The 13437-nt window shown below is 58.7% G+C and carries 12 protein-coding genes; 9 read left to right on the top strand and 3 right to left on the bottom strand.

Going from position 1 to position 13437, the window contains the following annotated elements; genetic code table 11:
- Positions 1–68: 68 nt before the first annotated feature.
- From AB7M26_RS07225 to AB7M26_RS07215, 3 genes are all read left to right on the top strand, one after another.
- Positions 69–1664 carry a GMC family oxidoreductase gene (locus AB7M26_RS07225; protein WP_123500277.1) on the top strand — a complete coding sequence of 532 codons (1596 nt, stop codon included), beginning with the start codon at positions 69–71 and terminating at the stop codon, positions 1662–1664.
- Between the two features lie 115 nt (positions 1665–1779).
- Positions 1780–2259, top strand: a complete 480-nt coding sequence (gene coaD / locus AB7M26_RS07220) for a pantetheine-phosphate adenylyltransferase (protein ID WP_007897855.1) — start codon at positions 1780–1782, stop codon at positions 2257–2259.
- A gap of 148 nt (positions 2260–2407) precedes the next feature.
- Entirely contained in the window at positions 2408–2659 is a 252-nt protein-coding gene (locus AB7M26_RS07215; protein WP_123500279.1) for a YfhL family 4Fe-4S dicluster ferredoxin, read from the top strand.
- Positions 2660–2784: 125 nt separating this feature from the next.
- Here the strand turns inward: AB7M26_RS07215 and AB7M26_RS07210 are convergent, their stop codons facing one another.
- From AB7M26_RS07210 to AB7M26_RS07200, 3 genes are read right to left on the bottom strand one after another with little or no spacing between them, the layout of a single operon-like run.
- On the bottom strand, positions 2785–3108 hold the full coding sequence (locus tag AB7M26_RS07210; RefSeq protein WP_123500281.1) for a multidrug transporter: 324 nt from the start codon (positions 3106–3108) through the stop codon (positions 2785–2787).
- A 54-nt stretch (positions 3109–3162) separates the two neighbouring features.
- Positions 3163–3975 (bottom strand): bifunctional DNA-formamidopyrimidine glycosylase/DNA-(apurinic or apyrimidinic site) lyase, encoded by an 813-nt coding sequence (gene mutM, locus AB7M26_RS07205; RefSeq protein ID WP_008068069.1) that lies wholly within the window; start codon positions 3973–3975, stop codon positions 3163–3165.
- A 30-nt stretch (positions 3976–4005) separates the two neighbouring features.
- Entirely contained in the window at positions 4006–4818 is an 813-nt protein-coding gene (locus AB7M26_RS07200; RefSeq protein WP_185022240.1) for an HDOD domain-containing protein, read from the bottom strand.
- A 457-nt stretch (positions 4819–5275) separates the two neighbouring features.
- Between AB7M26_RS07200 and AB7M26_RS07195 the strand changes: the two genes are divergently transcribed.
- The 6 genes from AB7M26_RS07195 to ilvD all read left to right on the top strand — a co-directional run bounded on the left by AB7M26_RS07195 (position 5276) and on the right by ilvD (position 13335).
- On the top strand, positions 5276–6217 hold the full coding sequence (locus AB7M26_RS07195; RefSeq protein ID WP_123501455.1) for an IS110 family transposase: 942 nt from the start codon (positions 5276–5278) through the stop codon (positions 6215–6217).
- A 121-nt stretch (positions 6218–6338) separates the two neighbouring features.
- A complete protein-coding gene (locus tag AB7M26_RS07190; RefSeq protein WP_007897847.1) occupies positions 6339–7535 on the top strand; it encodes a class I SAM-dependent rRNA methyltransferase in 1197 nt (398 codons plus the stop codon).
- Between the two features lie 436 nt (positions 7536–7971).
- Positions 7972–9051, top strand: a complete 1080-nt coding sequence (locus AB7M26_RS07185) for a SagB family peptide dehydrogenase (RefSeq protein ID WP_123500285.1) — start codon at positions 7972–7974, stop codon at positions 9049–9051.
- Positions 9048–10022: a diiron oxygenase gene (locus AB7M26_RS07180; RefSeq protein WP_123500287.1), complete on the top strand. Its 975-nt coding sequence runs from the start codon at positions 9048–9050 to the stop codon at positions 10020–10022. Before AB7M26_RS07185 ends, AB7M26_RS07180 begins: the two co-directional genes overlap by 4 nt.
- Positions 10015–11235: a multidrug effflux MFS transporter gene (locus AB7M26_RS07175; RefSeq protein ID WP_123500289.1), complete on the top strand. Its 1221-nt coding sequence runs from the start codon at positions 10015–10017 to the stop codon at positions 11233–11235. Before AB7M26_RS07180 ends, AB7M26_RS07175 begins: the two co-directional genes overlap by 8 nt.
- Before the next feature lie 258 nt (positions 11236–11493).
- The gene (gene ilvD, locus AB7M26_RS07170) at positions 11494–13335 is read left to right on the top strand and encodes a dihydroxy-acid dehydratase (RefSeq protein ID WP_123500291.1); all 1842 of its coding nucleotides are present in this window, start codon (positions 11494–11496) and stop codon (positions 13333–13335) included.
- Positions 13336–13437 lie beyond the last annotated feature (102 nt).

Below are 13437 nucleotides of genomic sequence, written 5' to 3'. Positions count from 1 at the left end.
GCGTGGCTTGCCCGCGATGACGTCAGCCGCCTCACCACAGAATCCAAAATAATAAGAGAACCCCAAACATGCCCGTACCCGATCCGTTCCGCGAAGGCCTGGCCCGTGGCTGGAAAACCTACAACGGCGCCCGTCTGACTCAGGACCTGACCCTCGAAGCGGACGTGGCAATCATCGGCAGCGGTGCCGGCGGCGGGACCACTGCCGAAATCCTCAGCACTGCTGGCTACAAAGTGTTGCTGATCGAAGAAGGCCCGCTCAAGACCAGCAGCGACTTCAAGATGCTCGAAGACCAGGCCTACAGCAGCCTCTATCAGGAAGGCATCGGGCGCATGAGCAAGGACGGCGCGATCACCATCCTCCAGGGTCGGGCGGTGGGCGGCACCACGCTGATCAACTGGACCTCAAGCTTTCGCACCCCGGACCCGACGCTGGAACACTGGGCCAAAGAGCACGACGTCAAAGGCCACACACCGGCCGAGATGGCGCCCTGGTTCGAGAAAATGGAACAACGCCTGGGTGTCGCGCCATGGATGGTGCCGCCCAACGCCAACAACGACGTCATCCGCAAGGGCTGCGAAAAACTCGGCTACGCCTGGCATGTGATTCCGCGCAACGTGCGCGGCTGCTGGAACATCGGCTACTGCGGCATGGGTTGCCCGACCAACGCCAAGCAATCGATGCTGGTCACGACCATCCCGGCGACCCTGGAAAAAGGTGGCGAGCTGCTCTATCTGGCCCGCGCAGAAAAGCTGTCGCTCAAAGACGGCAGGGTTACGGGGCTGCAATGCGTGGCAATGGATGAGCGTTGCGTTGCGCCCACCGGACGCACGATTACGGTCAAGGCGCGGCATTACGTACTGGCCGGCGGCGGGATCAACAGCCCGGCGCTGCTATTGCGCTCCGAAGCGCCGGATCCTCACGAGCGGCTGGGCAAACGGACGTTCCTACACCTGGTAAACATGTCCGCCGGGCTGTTTGATGAGGTGATCAACCCATTTTACGGCGCGCCGCAGTCGATCTATTCCGACCATTTCCAGTGGCAGGATGGCACCACCGGCAAGATGTCTTACAAACTGGAAGTCCCACCATTGCACCCGGCACTGGCCAGCACCCTGCTGGGCGGCTTCGGCACGGAAAGCGCCCGGCATATGGCAAACCTGCCGCACACCCACGCCATGCTGGCGTTGCTGCGAGATGGTTTTCACCCGGAAAGCCCTGGCGGCAGCGTTGAATTGCGCGGTGACGGCACACCGGTGCTCGACTATCAGGTTTCACCCTACGCCTGGGACGGGTTGCGCCGGGCTTTCCACAGCATGGCCGAGATCCAGTTCGCCGGTGGCGCCAACGCCGTGATGCCGATGCACGCCGACGCGCGCTACGTGAAAACCCTGGCCGAAGCACGCACACTGATTGATGACCTGAGCCTTGAGTTGTATCGCACGCGCCTGGGCAGTGCTCATGTGATGGGCGGTTGTGCCATGGGTGAAGACCCGAAAAATGCCGTGACCGACAGCCTCGGCCAACATCACCAACTCGCCAATCTGTCGATTCATGACGGCTCGCTTTTCCCCACCAGCATTGGGGCAAACCCCCAATTGTCGGTCTACGGACTGACGGCACAATTGGCGACTTCGCTGGCCGAACGTTTGAAAAACCCATGAAAACGCGGAATATTCCCATCGTCTATAGTGCTTTCTTACCCAACAGGCGACTTGGCCGACCGGGAAGGCTGCGATACCATCCGACTCCCCAACGGACTCCCGCCAGGACGACGCGATGAACCGAGTGTTGTACCCAGGTACCTTCGACCCTATTACCAAGGGCCATGGCGATCTGGTCGAACGCGCCTCGCGCCTGTTCGATCACGTGATCATCGCCGTCGCCGCCAGCCCGAAAAAAAACCCGCTGTTTCCCCTGGAACAACGTGTGGAGCTGGCCCGCGAGGTCACTAAACATCTGCCGAACGTTGAAGTCGTCGGCTTCTCGACGCTGCTCGCGCACTTCGCCAAAGAGAAGAACGCCAACGTATTCCTGCGTGGTTTGCGCGCGGTATCGGACTTCGAATACGAATTCCAGCTGGCCAACATGAACCGCCAACTGGCACCGGATGTGGAAAGCCTGTTTCTTACGCCGTCCGAGCGTTATTCGTTCATTTCCTCGACGCTGGTGCGTGAAATCGCAGCCCTGGGTGGCGATATCACCAAGTTCGTCCACCCGGCGGTGGCCGACGCCCTCACCCTACGCTTTAAAAAGTAGGAGCTGCCGAAGACTGCGATCTTTTACGGCTACCGCAATCTTCGATCGCTGCACTTGATCGCGCCCGCGTGCACTGCGGGCGCCAATGCGGCACAATTGTGCGCATTGATTTATTGCGCCCGGGCCTGCCGCCCTGGCTGGAGTTAGCATGTCCCTGATCATCACCGACGATTGCATCAACTGCGACGTCTGCGAACCTGAGTGCCCGAACGCCGCCATCTCCCAAGGCGAAGAGATCTACGTGATCGACCCGAACCTGTGCACACAATGTGTCGGCCACTACGACGAACCGCAGTGCCAGCAGGTCTGCCCGGTGGATTGCATCCCGCTGGACGAGACCCATCCGGAGACTGAAGAACAGTTGATGGAGAAGTACCGCAAGATTACTGGTAAGGCTTGAGTCATCCGGCGCCTGTCAGGGCGCCTTCGCGGGCAAGCCTCGCTCCTACAGGTCCGCGTCGTCCTCGAAATTCATGAACGACGGGGTTCTGTAGGAGCGAGGCTTGCCCGCGAAGCTTTTAGAGCTCACTCCCGCTGCTCAAACCCCTCCCCGATGCACCCCAGGCACCGCACAAATGCGGCTTTCGCCGGATCGACCACCAACGCCTTTCCCGCATCGCCAATGCCGCCGCCCAGTGCGGTAAACGGCAACGACAGCACAAACGCCCCGGCACCGATCACCGTCGCCGCCACCAACAAAGGTCGAGCAATCAGTAAATCGCCAAGCATGGCGTAGGCCGGTGGGTTCTGGATGGTGTAACGCGGATCGCCGCTGCCGTTCTCAGCCGCCAGCGCGGACGCACCGACGCTCAGCAGCAGCGCAACAACAAGGGTTCGAAACGGATTCATGGCACGGTCCTTCGGCTAGGCAGTGAGAACACTGACTATAGACCGTAGCCGGTATCAGCTCTGGCAGCGCGGACAAAAGACGCTGGCGCGCTGCCCAAGCTTGACTTCCCGCAGCCCTGTGCCACAGACCTTGCAGTGTTCACCACCACGGCCGTACACGAACAGTTCCTGTTGAAAGTAACCCGGTTGACCGTCGCCACCGATAAAGTCCCGCAACGTGGTGCCCCCGCGCTCGATGGCGAGGGCAAGGATGCGCTTGATCTCGATCGCCAGCTTCAAATAGCGCGCCCGGGAAATGCTCTTGGCTTCACGGCGAGGGTCGATACCGGCCGCAAACAACGCTTCTGTCGCGTAGATATTGCCGACGCCGACCACCACCGCGTTGTCCATGATGAACGGTTTGACCGCCATGGAACGCCCGCGGGATTGCTGGAACAGACGTTCGCCGTCAAACAGGTCGGTCAACGGCTCCGGCCCGAGACGAATCAGCAGTTCGTGATTAAGCGGGTCGAGGCTCCAGAGCATCGCGCCAAAGCGTCGCGGGTCGGTGTAGCGCAGGGCCAGGCCCGATTCCAGTTCAATGTCCACATGCTCATGCTTGGCCGCCGGCAGGCCGACTTCCACCAGCCGCAGATTGCCCGACATCCCCAAATGACTGATCAGCGTGCCGACTTCGGCGTTGATCAGCAGGTACTTGGCGCGCCGTTCCACCAGCACGATGCGCTGACCGGACAGCCGCACATCCAGGTCTTCGGGGATCGGCCAGCGCAGACGGCGCTCACGCACGATCACCCGGCTGACGCGCTGGCCTTCCAGGTGCGGTGCAATCCCGCGGCGGGTGGTTTCGACTTCCGGCAGTTCAGGCATGGGGCTCTCGAATCAGGCGAGGTTCGACACTCAACGCGTGGCGAGGTCGCGAATCTCTTGTTTCTGGGTTTCGAAATCGTATTCCGATAGGCCGATGTAATCGAGCACAAGGGGCCCGACACTGTTCCATTCGTAGTCTTCGGACTGGTTGCCCAGTACCCGGAAGGAGGCGCAAATGTGTTCGGCCATCTTCAGGATCGCCAGCAAGTTTTTCAGCGGCGTGTTGCGCGACGATTCATCGCTGAAAATGGCCAGGGCGTTGTGATGGTTGGCAATGGCCTGGGTGACATGTTCCGGCAGGCGCCAGGACTTGGCGGTGTAATACCCGACCACGGCATGGTTGGTGTTGTATTGCTTGTTTTCGGTATCCACCACCCGGCATTCGGCACTGGCATTGGCATAGGCCTGTTCCAACACTTTCATATAGTCGGGGAATTTCTTGATCATCAACGGGATGCCGCAATCGTGGAACAGGCCCAGTGCATAGGCTTCATCACCGGCCTGAACACCGACACGCTTGGCCAGGGTCAGGCACGTCATCGCCACGTCCTGAGCCGTGTCCCAGAAACGGTTGAGGGTGACGATGGCATCGTCGTTCAGCTCGCCCTTGATCGACTGCGCATTGATCAGGTTGATGATCGAGCGGCTGCCCAACAGATTCACTGCCCGCTGGATTGCGGTGATCTTGTTGCTCAAGCCGTAGTACGGCGAATTGACGATTTTCAGCAAGGCGCCGGAAAGGCCTGGGTCCTGGGAGATCAGCTTCGCGATCACTTCCAGATCCGGGTCGGGCATGTACTGCTCCATCTGCAGATCCACCATGATCTGCGGCTGGGGCGGCACACTGATGCCTTGCAAGGACTGTTGAATCTGTTCGGTCGTCAACTCTTGGGACATAAGTACACACTCCGGGTCAGGCGGGGATTCTAACCCTTAAAAAGATGGATCCGACACACTCGCAGCTATGTCGCCGAAATTTCATTTATTGCCCAGAACAAATGCACTTCCTGTGGGAGCGAGCCTGCTCGCGATAGCGTCGGATTAGCCAACATTGATGTTGAAAGTACTGCCGTCATCGCGAGCAGGCTCGCTTGTATGGTAGGACTTGAAGGGAGGAGGAGGGACAAGGCTCGATTCTGACTGTTGACGCAGTACAGACCGTGGGAGATTTCGCCCCTCCTCCTTTCACCCAAGCGCCGATAAAGAATGCATCTGGCTAGACCGACGATAGGAACAAGCCTGCGCCTCTGGGTGAGCCCTTCAAGTGCTCAAACCTTATCCCGGAGGAAATCCTGTGGCAATGCCGGTCTCTCTATCAAAACCGATCGTAGGTGTGGATGTCGCCAAGAATGAACTGGTGATTTATCAGTCTGATGGTGATTTTCTTGAAGAGATTCCCAACACCAGAACATCCATCAAGCAGTGGCTGAAGGCGTTGTCGGGGACGGTGGCTATTGCCATTGAGGCGACCAACATTTACCACCTGGACTTCGCTGATCTGGCCTATGAGGCCGGTTGCACGATTTACATGGTGGGAGGCTATGAACTCAAACATTATCGCGAAGGCGTGAAGATCCGTGCCAAAACCGACGCCCTGGATGCCAAGCTGCTGGCTCGTTACCTGAAGAACGAAGCCGAGGAGTTGCGTCCTTGGACCCCGCCCTCACCGCTGTACCGCCAGCTCCTGAGCCTTTTCCGCCGTCGCGCAGCCTTGGTCCAGGCCAGGGTCGGCCTGGTGCAGAGCTGGTCGAATGAACCGCTGCTCAAGGCGGCTTTTGCCGAGCAAGTGAAGTCCATGCAGCAGCTTGAGACGCTGATCGAAAAGACGATCAACGATCAGCTCAAAGAAGCTGGTTTGCTCGGTCAATTGAAGCGCTGCCTGAAAGTTGAGGGTATTGGATTTTTGACTGGGGCCCGCTTGATAACTGCATTTCAGCGAGGAGATTTTAGAAACGCGGATGCATTTATCGCCTTCCTGGGCATGGATTTACGGGTGGCGAAATCAGGACAGAAGGACGCTCGCCGCAGTTTGACCAAGCGCGGCGACCCCGAGGCCCGCCGGCTTCTGCACAATGCAGCGATGTCGGCTAGCCGTACGAAAGCCTGGAAAGGGTATTACGAAGAACAAAGAACGCGGGGTTTCAGCACCACTCAGGCGCTGGTAATGCTGGCTCGCAAGCTGGCTCGGGTCGTATTCGCCCTGCTGAAAGGACAGAGCGAATATCAACCCAAAGCCGGTTGAGGGCTTCCCCTCAACCATAGAATCTCCCACAAGTTGCAGCCCCCCTCACCGCATGTCCATCCGCCAAGCCGAGCCCTTGCGCAACACGCTATACTCCCGCTCTTTTTTCCGGAGCGACGTCATGTCCCTGCCTAGCCTGCGCCTTAAAGCCAACGCCGACCGTCGCCTGCGAAACGGCCACCTGTGGGTCTACAGCAACGAAATCGATGTAGCCGCTACGCCTTTGCACGGTTTCAAGGCCGGCGACCAGGCGATTCTCGAAGCCGCCAGCGGCAAGCCGCTGGGCATCGTTGCCATGAGCCCGAACAACCTGATCTGCGCCCGTCTGCTGTCGCGCGACATCAAGTTGCCGCTGGACAAGTCGCTGCTGGTGCATCGCCTGAACGTTGCCCTGTCCCTGCGCGATCGCCTGTTCGACAAGCCGTTCTATCGCCTGGTCTACGGCGACTCCGACCTGCTGCCAGGCCTGGTGGTAGACCGTTTCGGCGACATCCTGGTCGTCCAGATCGCCTCGGCGACCATGGAAGCTCACAAAGATGACGTGATCGCGGCATTGACCCAAGTGCTCAAGCCAAGCGGCATTCTGTTCAAGAACGACTCCGCTGCCCGTGATGCCGAAGGCCTCAACCGCTACGTCGAAACCGTATTCGGCCTGGTGCCGGAATGGGTTGCTCTGGAAGAGAACGGCGTGAAATTCGAAGCGCCAGTCATCCAGGGACAGAAAACCGGCTGGTTCTACGACCACCGCATGAACCGTGCGCGCCTGGCCCCTTATGCCAAAGGCAAGCGCGTACTCGACCTGTACAGCTACATCGGCGGCTGGGGCGTGCAAGCGGCGGCGTTCGGCGCCAGTGAAGTGTTCTGCGTCGATGCTTCGGCCTTCGCCCTCGACGGCGTCGAGCGCAATGCCGCACTGAACGGCGTCGCCGAAAAAATGACCTGCATCGAAGGCGACGTGTTCGAAGCCCTGAAGGAGCTCAAAGCCAGCGAAGAGCGTTTCGACGTCATCGTGGCCGACCCTCCTGCCTTCATCAAACGCAAGAAAGACATGAAAAACGGTGAAGGCGCCTACCGTCGCCTGAATGAGCAAGCCATGCGCCTGCTTAGCAAGGACGGCATCCTGGTCAGCGCTTCGTGCTCGATGCACCTGCCGGAAGACGATTTGCAGAACATCCTGCTGACCAGCGCCCGTCACCTGGACCGCAACATCCAGATGCTGGAACGCGGCGGTCAGGGCCCGGATCATCCGGTACACCCAGCGATTGCCGAGACTCGCTACATCAAGAGCATCACCTGCCGTCTGCTGCCAAACAGCTGAGTACGCTGGTTTGACGGGGAGCCAACAGGCTCTCCGTCAGCCGTTTCAACGCCACGACATCCAAACTTCTGTCTCGCTTCTTACTCTTGCGGTCCTACTGACTTGCAGGACGTTTCCCTGCATCCTTTATTTAAAAGGATATAACTTACAAACTTGCGCCTACCGTCAGATCGCTCCGACAAAATTACTAGAACCTTCCTACTTAATACCCCCTTGATAAGGGCTCATTACAGCCTATGATTGAGTTGTCACCGCGAAGTGACACTCACTATCAATGACAAGGAGTCAAAAACATGAAAGCAATTACTCTGGAAGCAAACAAAATCGCCAACCTGGCTTTTCTGGTTGCGCCAAAAACCCGCTAAGTAAATGAAACGCTGGGGAGTGCCGGCTACCCAGCGTTTTCTATAGCTATGTCCAGAGCGAACCGTCCATCATGCAGATAAACCCATACTTGTTCATACTTCCTCGTACGCCCGGCCAAATAGTCTGGGATTACAAAAACCATAAACAATTTGAACTTAACCTGGAATATTCAACCCGGCTTGCACAACTTATCAACAACCCAAAACTGTATGACGACAGCAACAGAATAGACACTCAACTTCTGAACTCCGGAATATTGACCCATTCAATACAAGACACTATTGAATGGGGTTGGGATGAACTGTCGAAGATATTTCATATCGGCACCAAGAACATTCCCTGCGAACATGTCCCTCAGAACATTCATGAATGGTCGAGGCACTATCTGGACCATTGCACCGAAGTACTGACCGCACCCGCGCCGGGCACCAGGCTCACAGAACGCCAGGCACGCGAGCTGATTGCCCTGCCAAAACCCTCCTGCCTGCCGGAGAGCTCCCTTGCCAACGTCCTGATCGGCCGAAAAACCTGCCGCACCTTCACGGATGAAGCGGTTTCGCTAAAAGATGTCGGCACACTGCTTTACCTGTCCCTGGGCTACTTGCATGAACGCGAAAATGACGTCGACGAAACCATTGTCGAAGGTCTCGGTGCCCGACGCAGCAGCCCGTCCGGCGGCGGGCTGAATGCCTGCGAAGGCTTTCTTCATGTACAAAACGTCAGCGGCCTTGAACCCGGGTTCTACGCCTATCATCCCGTCGACCACGCACTGAGTTTCGTCAACCCGGCACTTGATTCGCCACTGGGGCAATTGCTGTGTGGGCAGCACTTCATCAATAACCTGCCCGTGGGCCTGTTCATCACCAGTCGATTCGACAAGCTGTGGTGGAAGTATGAACACTCGCGAGCCTACAGAATGGCCTTCGTGGAGGCGGGGCACATTTCCCAGACATTCCAGCTGGTGGCCACTGCGCTGGGACTGAACACCTGGCTGACAGGCGCGCTGGCAGATGATCAGGTCGAGGCTTTACTGGGGCTTGAGGACAGTGCGGAGCAACCGTTGTTTTTTGTCGGCTGCGGCAAAAGCGACGGCCAGGTGATGTGCGAGGAATTGAAGGCGTTGCTCAGCAGCCAGGAGCTGGCGCAATGAATGCCATCATTGAGCCGTCGGAGCTTCCCGTTTCCTGGGCGCGGCGTTTCACCCTCGGCGACTGGAATACCCGCGCGTCGGTGCGAACCAGCGAGCACGACTATCTATTGCCGCCAGACCTGGAACAACAATTGGAAACACGCCACTGGTTTCCTCCGGCCTTCCTCGCTTACCTGAAGCACCCGGCTATCGAAGCGCTGGGACAAACCGTCATCCATCGGCTGTCGGCCAATCATCTGGTGTATTTCCTCGACTACACCACCTTGCTCGAACACCGCATCGTCAACCGATCCGTGGAAACCATCATCCACGGTGAACTGAAAGCCTGCGTCCCCCCGCGGATGAAGACCGCCGCACTTCAGCTTTATACCGACGAGGGTTATCACGCGCTGTTCTCCAACAGCCTTGCCGAGCAGGTTGCCGGGGTTTACGGGATCAGTCCGCGCCCGGTCATGCCTCACCGCATCACGCGGTTGAACACCTTGCTCGACCGCACACCTGAAAAAAACAAGGCACTGGCCTGGTTTCTCGTCGGGTTCGTGTCGGAGACGATCATTGCCAAGGATCTGCTCGACATCTGCCGTGACGACCTGGTGTCCAGCGTTCAGGCAATGCTCAGGGACCATCTCTCGGACGAGGCGCTTCACAGCCGCTATTTCTCTGAAGTGTTCCATTACCTGTGGTTGACCCTGAACAGCCATCAACGCACGTTCGCCAGCAGGCTGCTGCTGAGCATCGTCCGGATTTTCTTCGAAGCCGATGAGCGATGGATGCGGGAAAGCCTGCACAGCGCGGGGATCGACGAGACCGCTGTCACAGAGATTCTCGGAGACCTGACTAGCCGCCAAGCCACCCTTCAGCGTGCGCGATCCGGCAGTGGCGCGACGCTTGATGCTTTGAAAAAAGCCGGATTCTTCGCCCTGCCATACAACCAGCAGCTGTTCATGAAGGCAGGACTTATCGATGAATGAAGGACATTCTGCGGCAACCGCCAGACAGCGTCGTGGGGCGGTCAGCCTGTTGTTGCCAATGGTGCTGCTTGGCGTATTCCCGCTGGATGTCCTGCTTCCCTCGTTCCCTGCACTCGCCGAACACTTTCGCAGCACGTCCGCCGACGTTGCGCTGTCGGTCAGTCTGTTTGCCGTCGGCATCGCCGCCTCTCAACTGCTGATCGGGCCGCTGTCGGATGTGATCGGACGCAAAAGATTGTTGCTCGCCGGAATCACCGTTTCGATGCTGGGGGCGGTGGGTTGCGTACTGACCACGGACTATGTCCATTTCCTGCTGCTGCGTGTCATTCAGGCGCTCGGCTGCGGGTGTTTCGTGCTGTCACAAGCACTGATTCAGGATCTGTTCGAGGGTGAGGAACGTGACCGGTTGCGGATCCTGATGGTCACCGCCACCGGCATTTTCATCTCCGTCTCGCCGTTGGCCGGTACATTCCTGCAGGCCACGCTGGGCTGGCAGGGCAGCTTCTGGGTATTTACCGCACTGGCCGGCGTGGTACTGCTCAAAGCCTGGCTGTTTCTCGACAATACCCGCCCGGCAGCAACCCGCGCGCGGCCGAATATCCTCCAGTCCTACAGTGGGGTCCTGCGTGATGCCGACTTCCTGCCCTACTGGTTGATTTCAGGCTTTGCTTTCGCCTGCCATTTCTCATTCATCGTGATTTCGCCGCTGATCTTCATGGACCAACTCCAGTTATCGGCCTATGACTACTCGCTGATCCTGCTGGTATACGGCGGCGCCTACATCGTCGGCGGCATGGCTGCGATTGTGCTGTGCAAACGCATCAGTCCCCGTCATCAGATCATCAGCGGGTTGAGCCTGATCCTGCTGTCCGGTCTTATCATGCTTTACCTTTCAAACCACGTTGCATTGTCATCGGTCACCGTCCTGGTACCGATGCTCATCTGCACCGCCGGCACCACCATTGCCCGACCGGCCGCCACCTCCAAAGCCATGAGCCTGTTCCCTGAAAGTGCGGGAACCTCGGCGTCGGCCGGCAGCACGGTGATTTTCATCTGCGGCGGGTTGATCAGTGCGCTCATCAGCTTGGGGCCGGCCAACCTGCAATCCACCCTTGGATACAGCTTCGTCATTCTGAGTAGCGTGGCGCTGGCGCTCAACAGTCGTATCAATCAACGAGCCAAAAGCCCAAGAGCCAGTCCAAGCGTCGAATAACCCCGCCGATCGTCACCCCATACGCTTCATCGGCGCTGGATCAACGCTTTCCGGCATTCCCTCCTGACGCCAGCGGTGTAGAATCGCGAGATTCATCGCCATTCATCCCCCGGCGGGTTTATGAGCTCAAGCTGAAGCGCGCGGCGATCCCGCAAAGTTATCGGCAACTTCCGGACACACGGCCATTTCTGAGTGTTCCAGACGTCAATAGAAGCTCACTTCCCCTTTTGATACCTGATTAGCCGCCCGGAGTGCTTCATGCCTGATTACCGCTCGAAAACATCCACCCACGGCCGCAACATGGCCGGTGCCCGCGCACTGTGGCGCGCCACGGGGATGAAAGATGACGACTTCAAGAAGCCGATCATCGCCATTGCCAACTCCTTTACCCAGTTCGTACCGGGTCATGTGCACCTCAAGGACCTGGGGCAACTGGTCGCTCGCGAAATCGAACGGGCCGGCGGCGTCGCCAAAGAATTCAACACCATCGCCGTGGATGACGGCATCGCCATGGGCCACGACGGCATGCTCTATTCGCTGCCGAGCCGCGAGATCATCGCCGACTCCGTCGAATACATGGTCAACGCCCACTGCGCCGACGCCATTGTCTGCATTTCCAACTGCGACAAGATCACCCCCGGCATGTTGATGGCCTCTTTGCGCCTGAACATCCCGGTGATCTTCGTATCCGGCGGCCCTATGGAAGCCGGCAAGACCAAACTCGCCAGCCACGGTCTCGACCTGGTCGATGCCATGGTGATCGCCGCCGACTCCAGCGCCTCCGACGAGAAAGTCGCCGAGTACGAGCGTAGCGCCTGCCCGACGTGCGGTTCGTGCTCCGGCATGTTCACCGCCAACTCGATGAACTGCCTGGTTGAAGCCCTGGGCCTGGCATTGCCGGGCAACGGTTCGACCCTGGCCACCCACAGCGACCGCGAACAGCTGTTCCTGCAGGCCGGCCGCACCATTGTCGAGCTGTGCAAGCGTTACTACGGCGAGAACGACGAGTCGGTGTTGCCGCGCAACATCGCCAACTTCAAGGCGTTCGAAAACGCCATGACCCTGGACATCGCCATGGGCGGTTCCACCAACACCATCCTGCACTTGCTGGCCGCGGCCCAGGAAGCCGAGATCGATTTCGACCTGCGCGACATCGACCGTCTCTCCCGCCATGTGCCGCAACTGTGCAAAGTCGCGCCGAACATCCAGAAGTACCACATGGAAGACGTGCACCGTGCCGGCGGGATCTTCAGCATCCTCGGCTCCCTGGCCCGTGGCGGTCTGTTGCACACCGACCTGCCGACCGTGCACAGCAAGACCATGGCCGAAGGTATCGCCAAGTGGGACATCACCCAGACCACCGACGAAGCCGTGCATCACTTCTTCAAGGCCGGCCCGGCGGGCATCCCTACGCAAACCGCGTTCAGCCAGTCGACCCGTTGGGAAACCCTGGACGACGACCGTGAAAACGGCTGTATCCGCAGTGTCGAACATGCTTACTCGAAAGAAGGCGGCCTGGCCGTTCTGTACGGCAACATCGCTCTGGACGGTTGCGTGGTGAAAACCGCCGGCGTCGACGAGTCGATCCACGTCTTCGAAGGCAACGCGAAGATTTTCGAAAGCCAGGACAGCGCCGTACGCGGCATCCTCGCCGACGAGGTGAAGGCCGGCGACATCGTGATCATCCGTTACGAAGGCCCGAAAGGCGGCCCGGGCATGCAGGAAATGCTCTACCCGACGTCTTACCTGAAATCCAAAGGCCTGGGCAAAGCCTGCGCCCTGCTCACCGACGGCCGCTTCTCTGGCGGCACTTCGGGCCTGTCCATCGGCCACGCTTCGCCAGAAGCCGCTGCTGGCGGCGCGATCGGTCTGGTACAGGATGGCGACAAGGTACTGATCGACATTCCGAACCGCTCGATCAACCTATTGATCAGCGATGAAGAAATGGCCGCGCGCCGTGTCGAGCAGGACAGGAAAGGCTGGAAACCGGTGGAAGTGCGCCCACGTAAAGTGACCACGGCGCTCAAAGCCTATGCCCTGTTGGCCACCAGCGCCGACAAGGGTGCGGTACGTAACAAGGCGATGCTCGACGGGTTGTAATACTTAACCGTCGAACAAAAAAATGCCCCGCCAAGTGCGGGGCATTTTTTTGCATGTGCCGATCACAAACATTTCAGGCAACCCGAATCAACTGTGGGAGCG

The organism is Pseudomonas sp. F-14 TE3482 (assembly GCF_053629455.1).
This window is presented reverse-complemented; position numbering and strand designations above follow the sequence as displayed.

Bases quoted from the DNA above. Each gene is read 5' to 3' on its own strand.
- AB7M26_RS07210 (WP_123500281.1), bottom strand. From the start codon at position 3,108: ATGAATCCGTTTCGAACCCTTGTTGTTGCGCTGCTGCTGAGCGTCGGT.
- AB7M26_RS07190 (WP_007897847.1), top strand. From the start codon at position 6,339: ATGTCCCTGCCTAGCCTGCGCCTTAAAGCCAACGCCGACCGTCGCCTG.
- mutM (WP_008068069.1), bottom strand. From the start codon at position 3,975: ATGCCTGAACTGCCGGAAGTCGAAACCACCCGCCGCGGGATTGCACCG.
- coaD (WP_007897855.1), top strand. From the start codon at position 1,780: ATGAACCGAGTGTTGTACCCAGGTACCTTCGACCCTATTACCAAGGGC.
- AB7M26_RS07215 (WP_123500279.1), top strand. From the start codon at position 2,408: ATGTCCCTGATCATCACCGACGATTGCATCAACTGCGACGTCTGCGAA.
- AB7M26_RS07225 (WP_123500277.1), top strand. From the start codon at position 69: ATGCCCGTACCCGATCCGTTCCGCGAAGGCCTGGCCCGTGGCTGGAAA.
- AB7M26_RS07180 (WP_123500287.1), top strand. From the start codon at position 9,048: ATGAATGCCATCATTGAGCCGTCGGAGCTTCCCGTTTCCTGGGCGCGG.
- AB7M26_RS07195 (WP_123501455.1), top strand. From the start codon at position 5,276: ATGCCGGTCTCTCTATCAAAACCGATCGTAGGTGTGGATGTCGCCAAG.
- ilvD (WP_123500291.1), top strand. From the start codon at position 11,494: ATGCCTGATTACCGCTCGAAAACATCCACCCACGGCCGCAACATGGCC.
- AB7M26_RS07175 (WP_123500289.1), top strand. From the start codon at position 10,015: ATGAATGAAGGACATTCTGCGGCAACCGCCAGACAGCGTCGTGGGGCG.
- AB7M26_RS07185 (WP_123500285.1), top strand. From the start codon at position 7,972: ATGCAGATAAACCCATACTTGTTCATACTTCCTCGTACGCCCGGCCAA.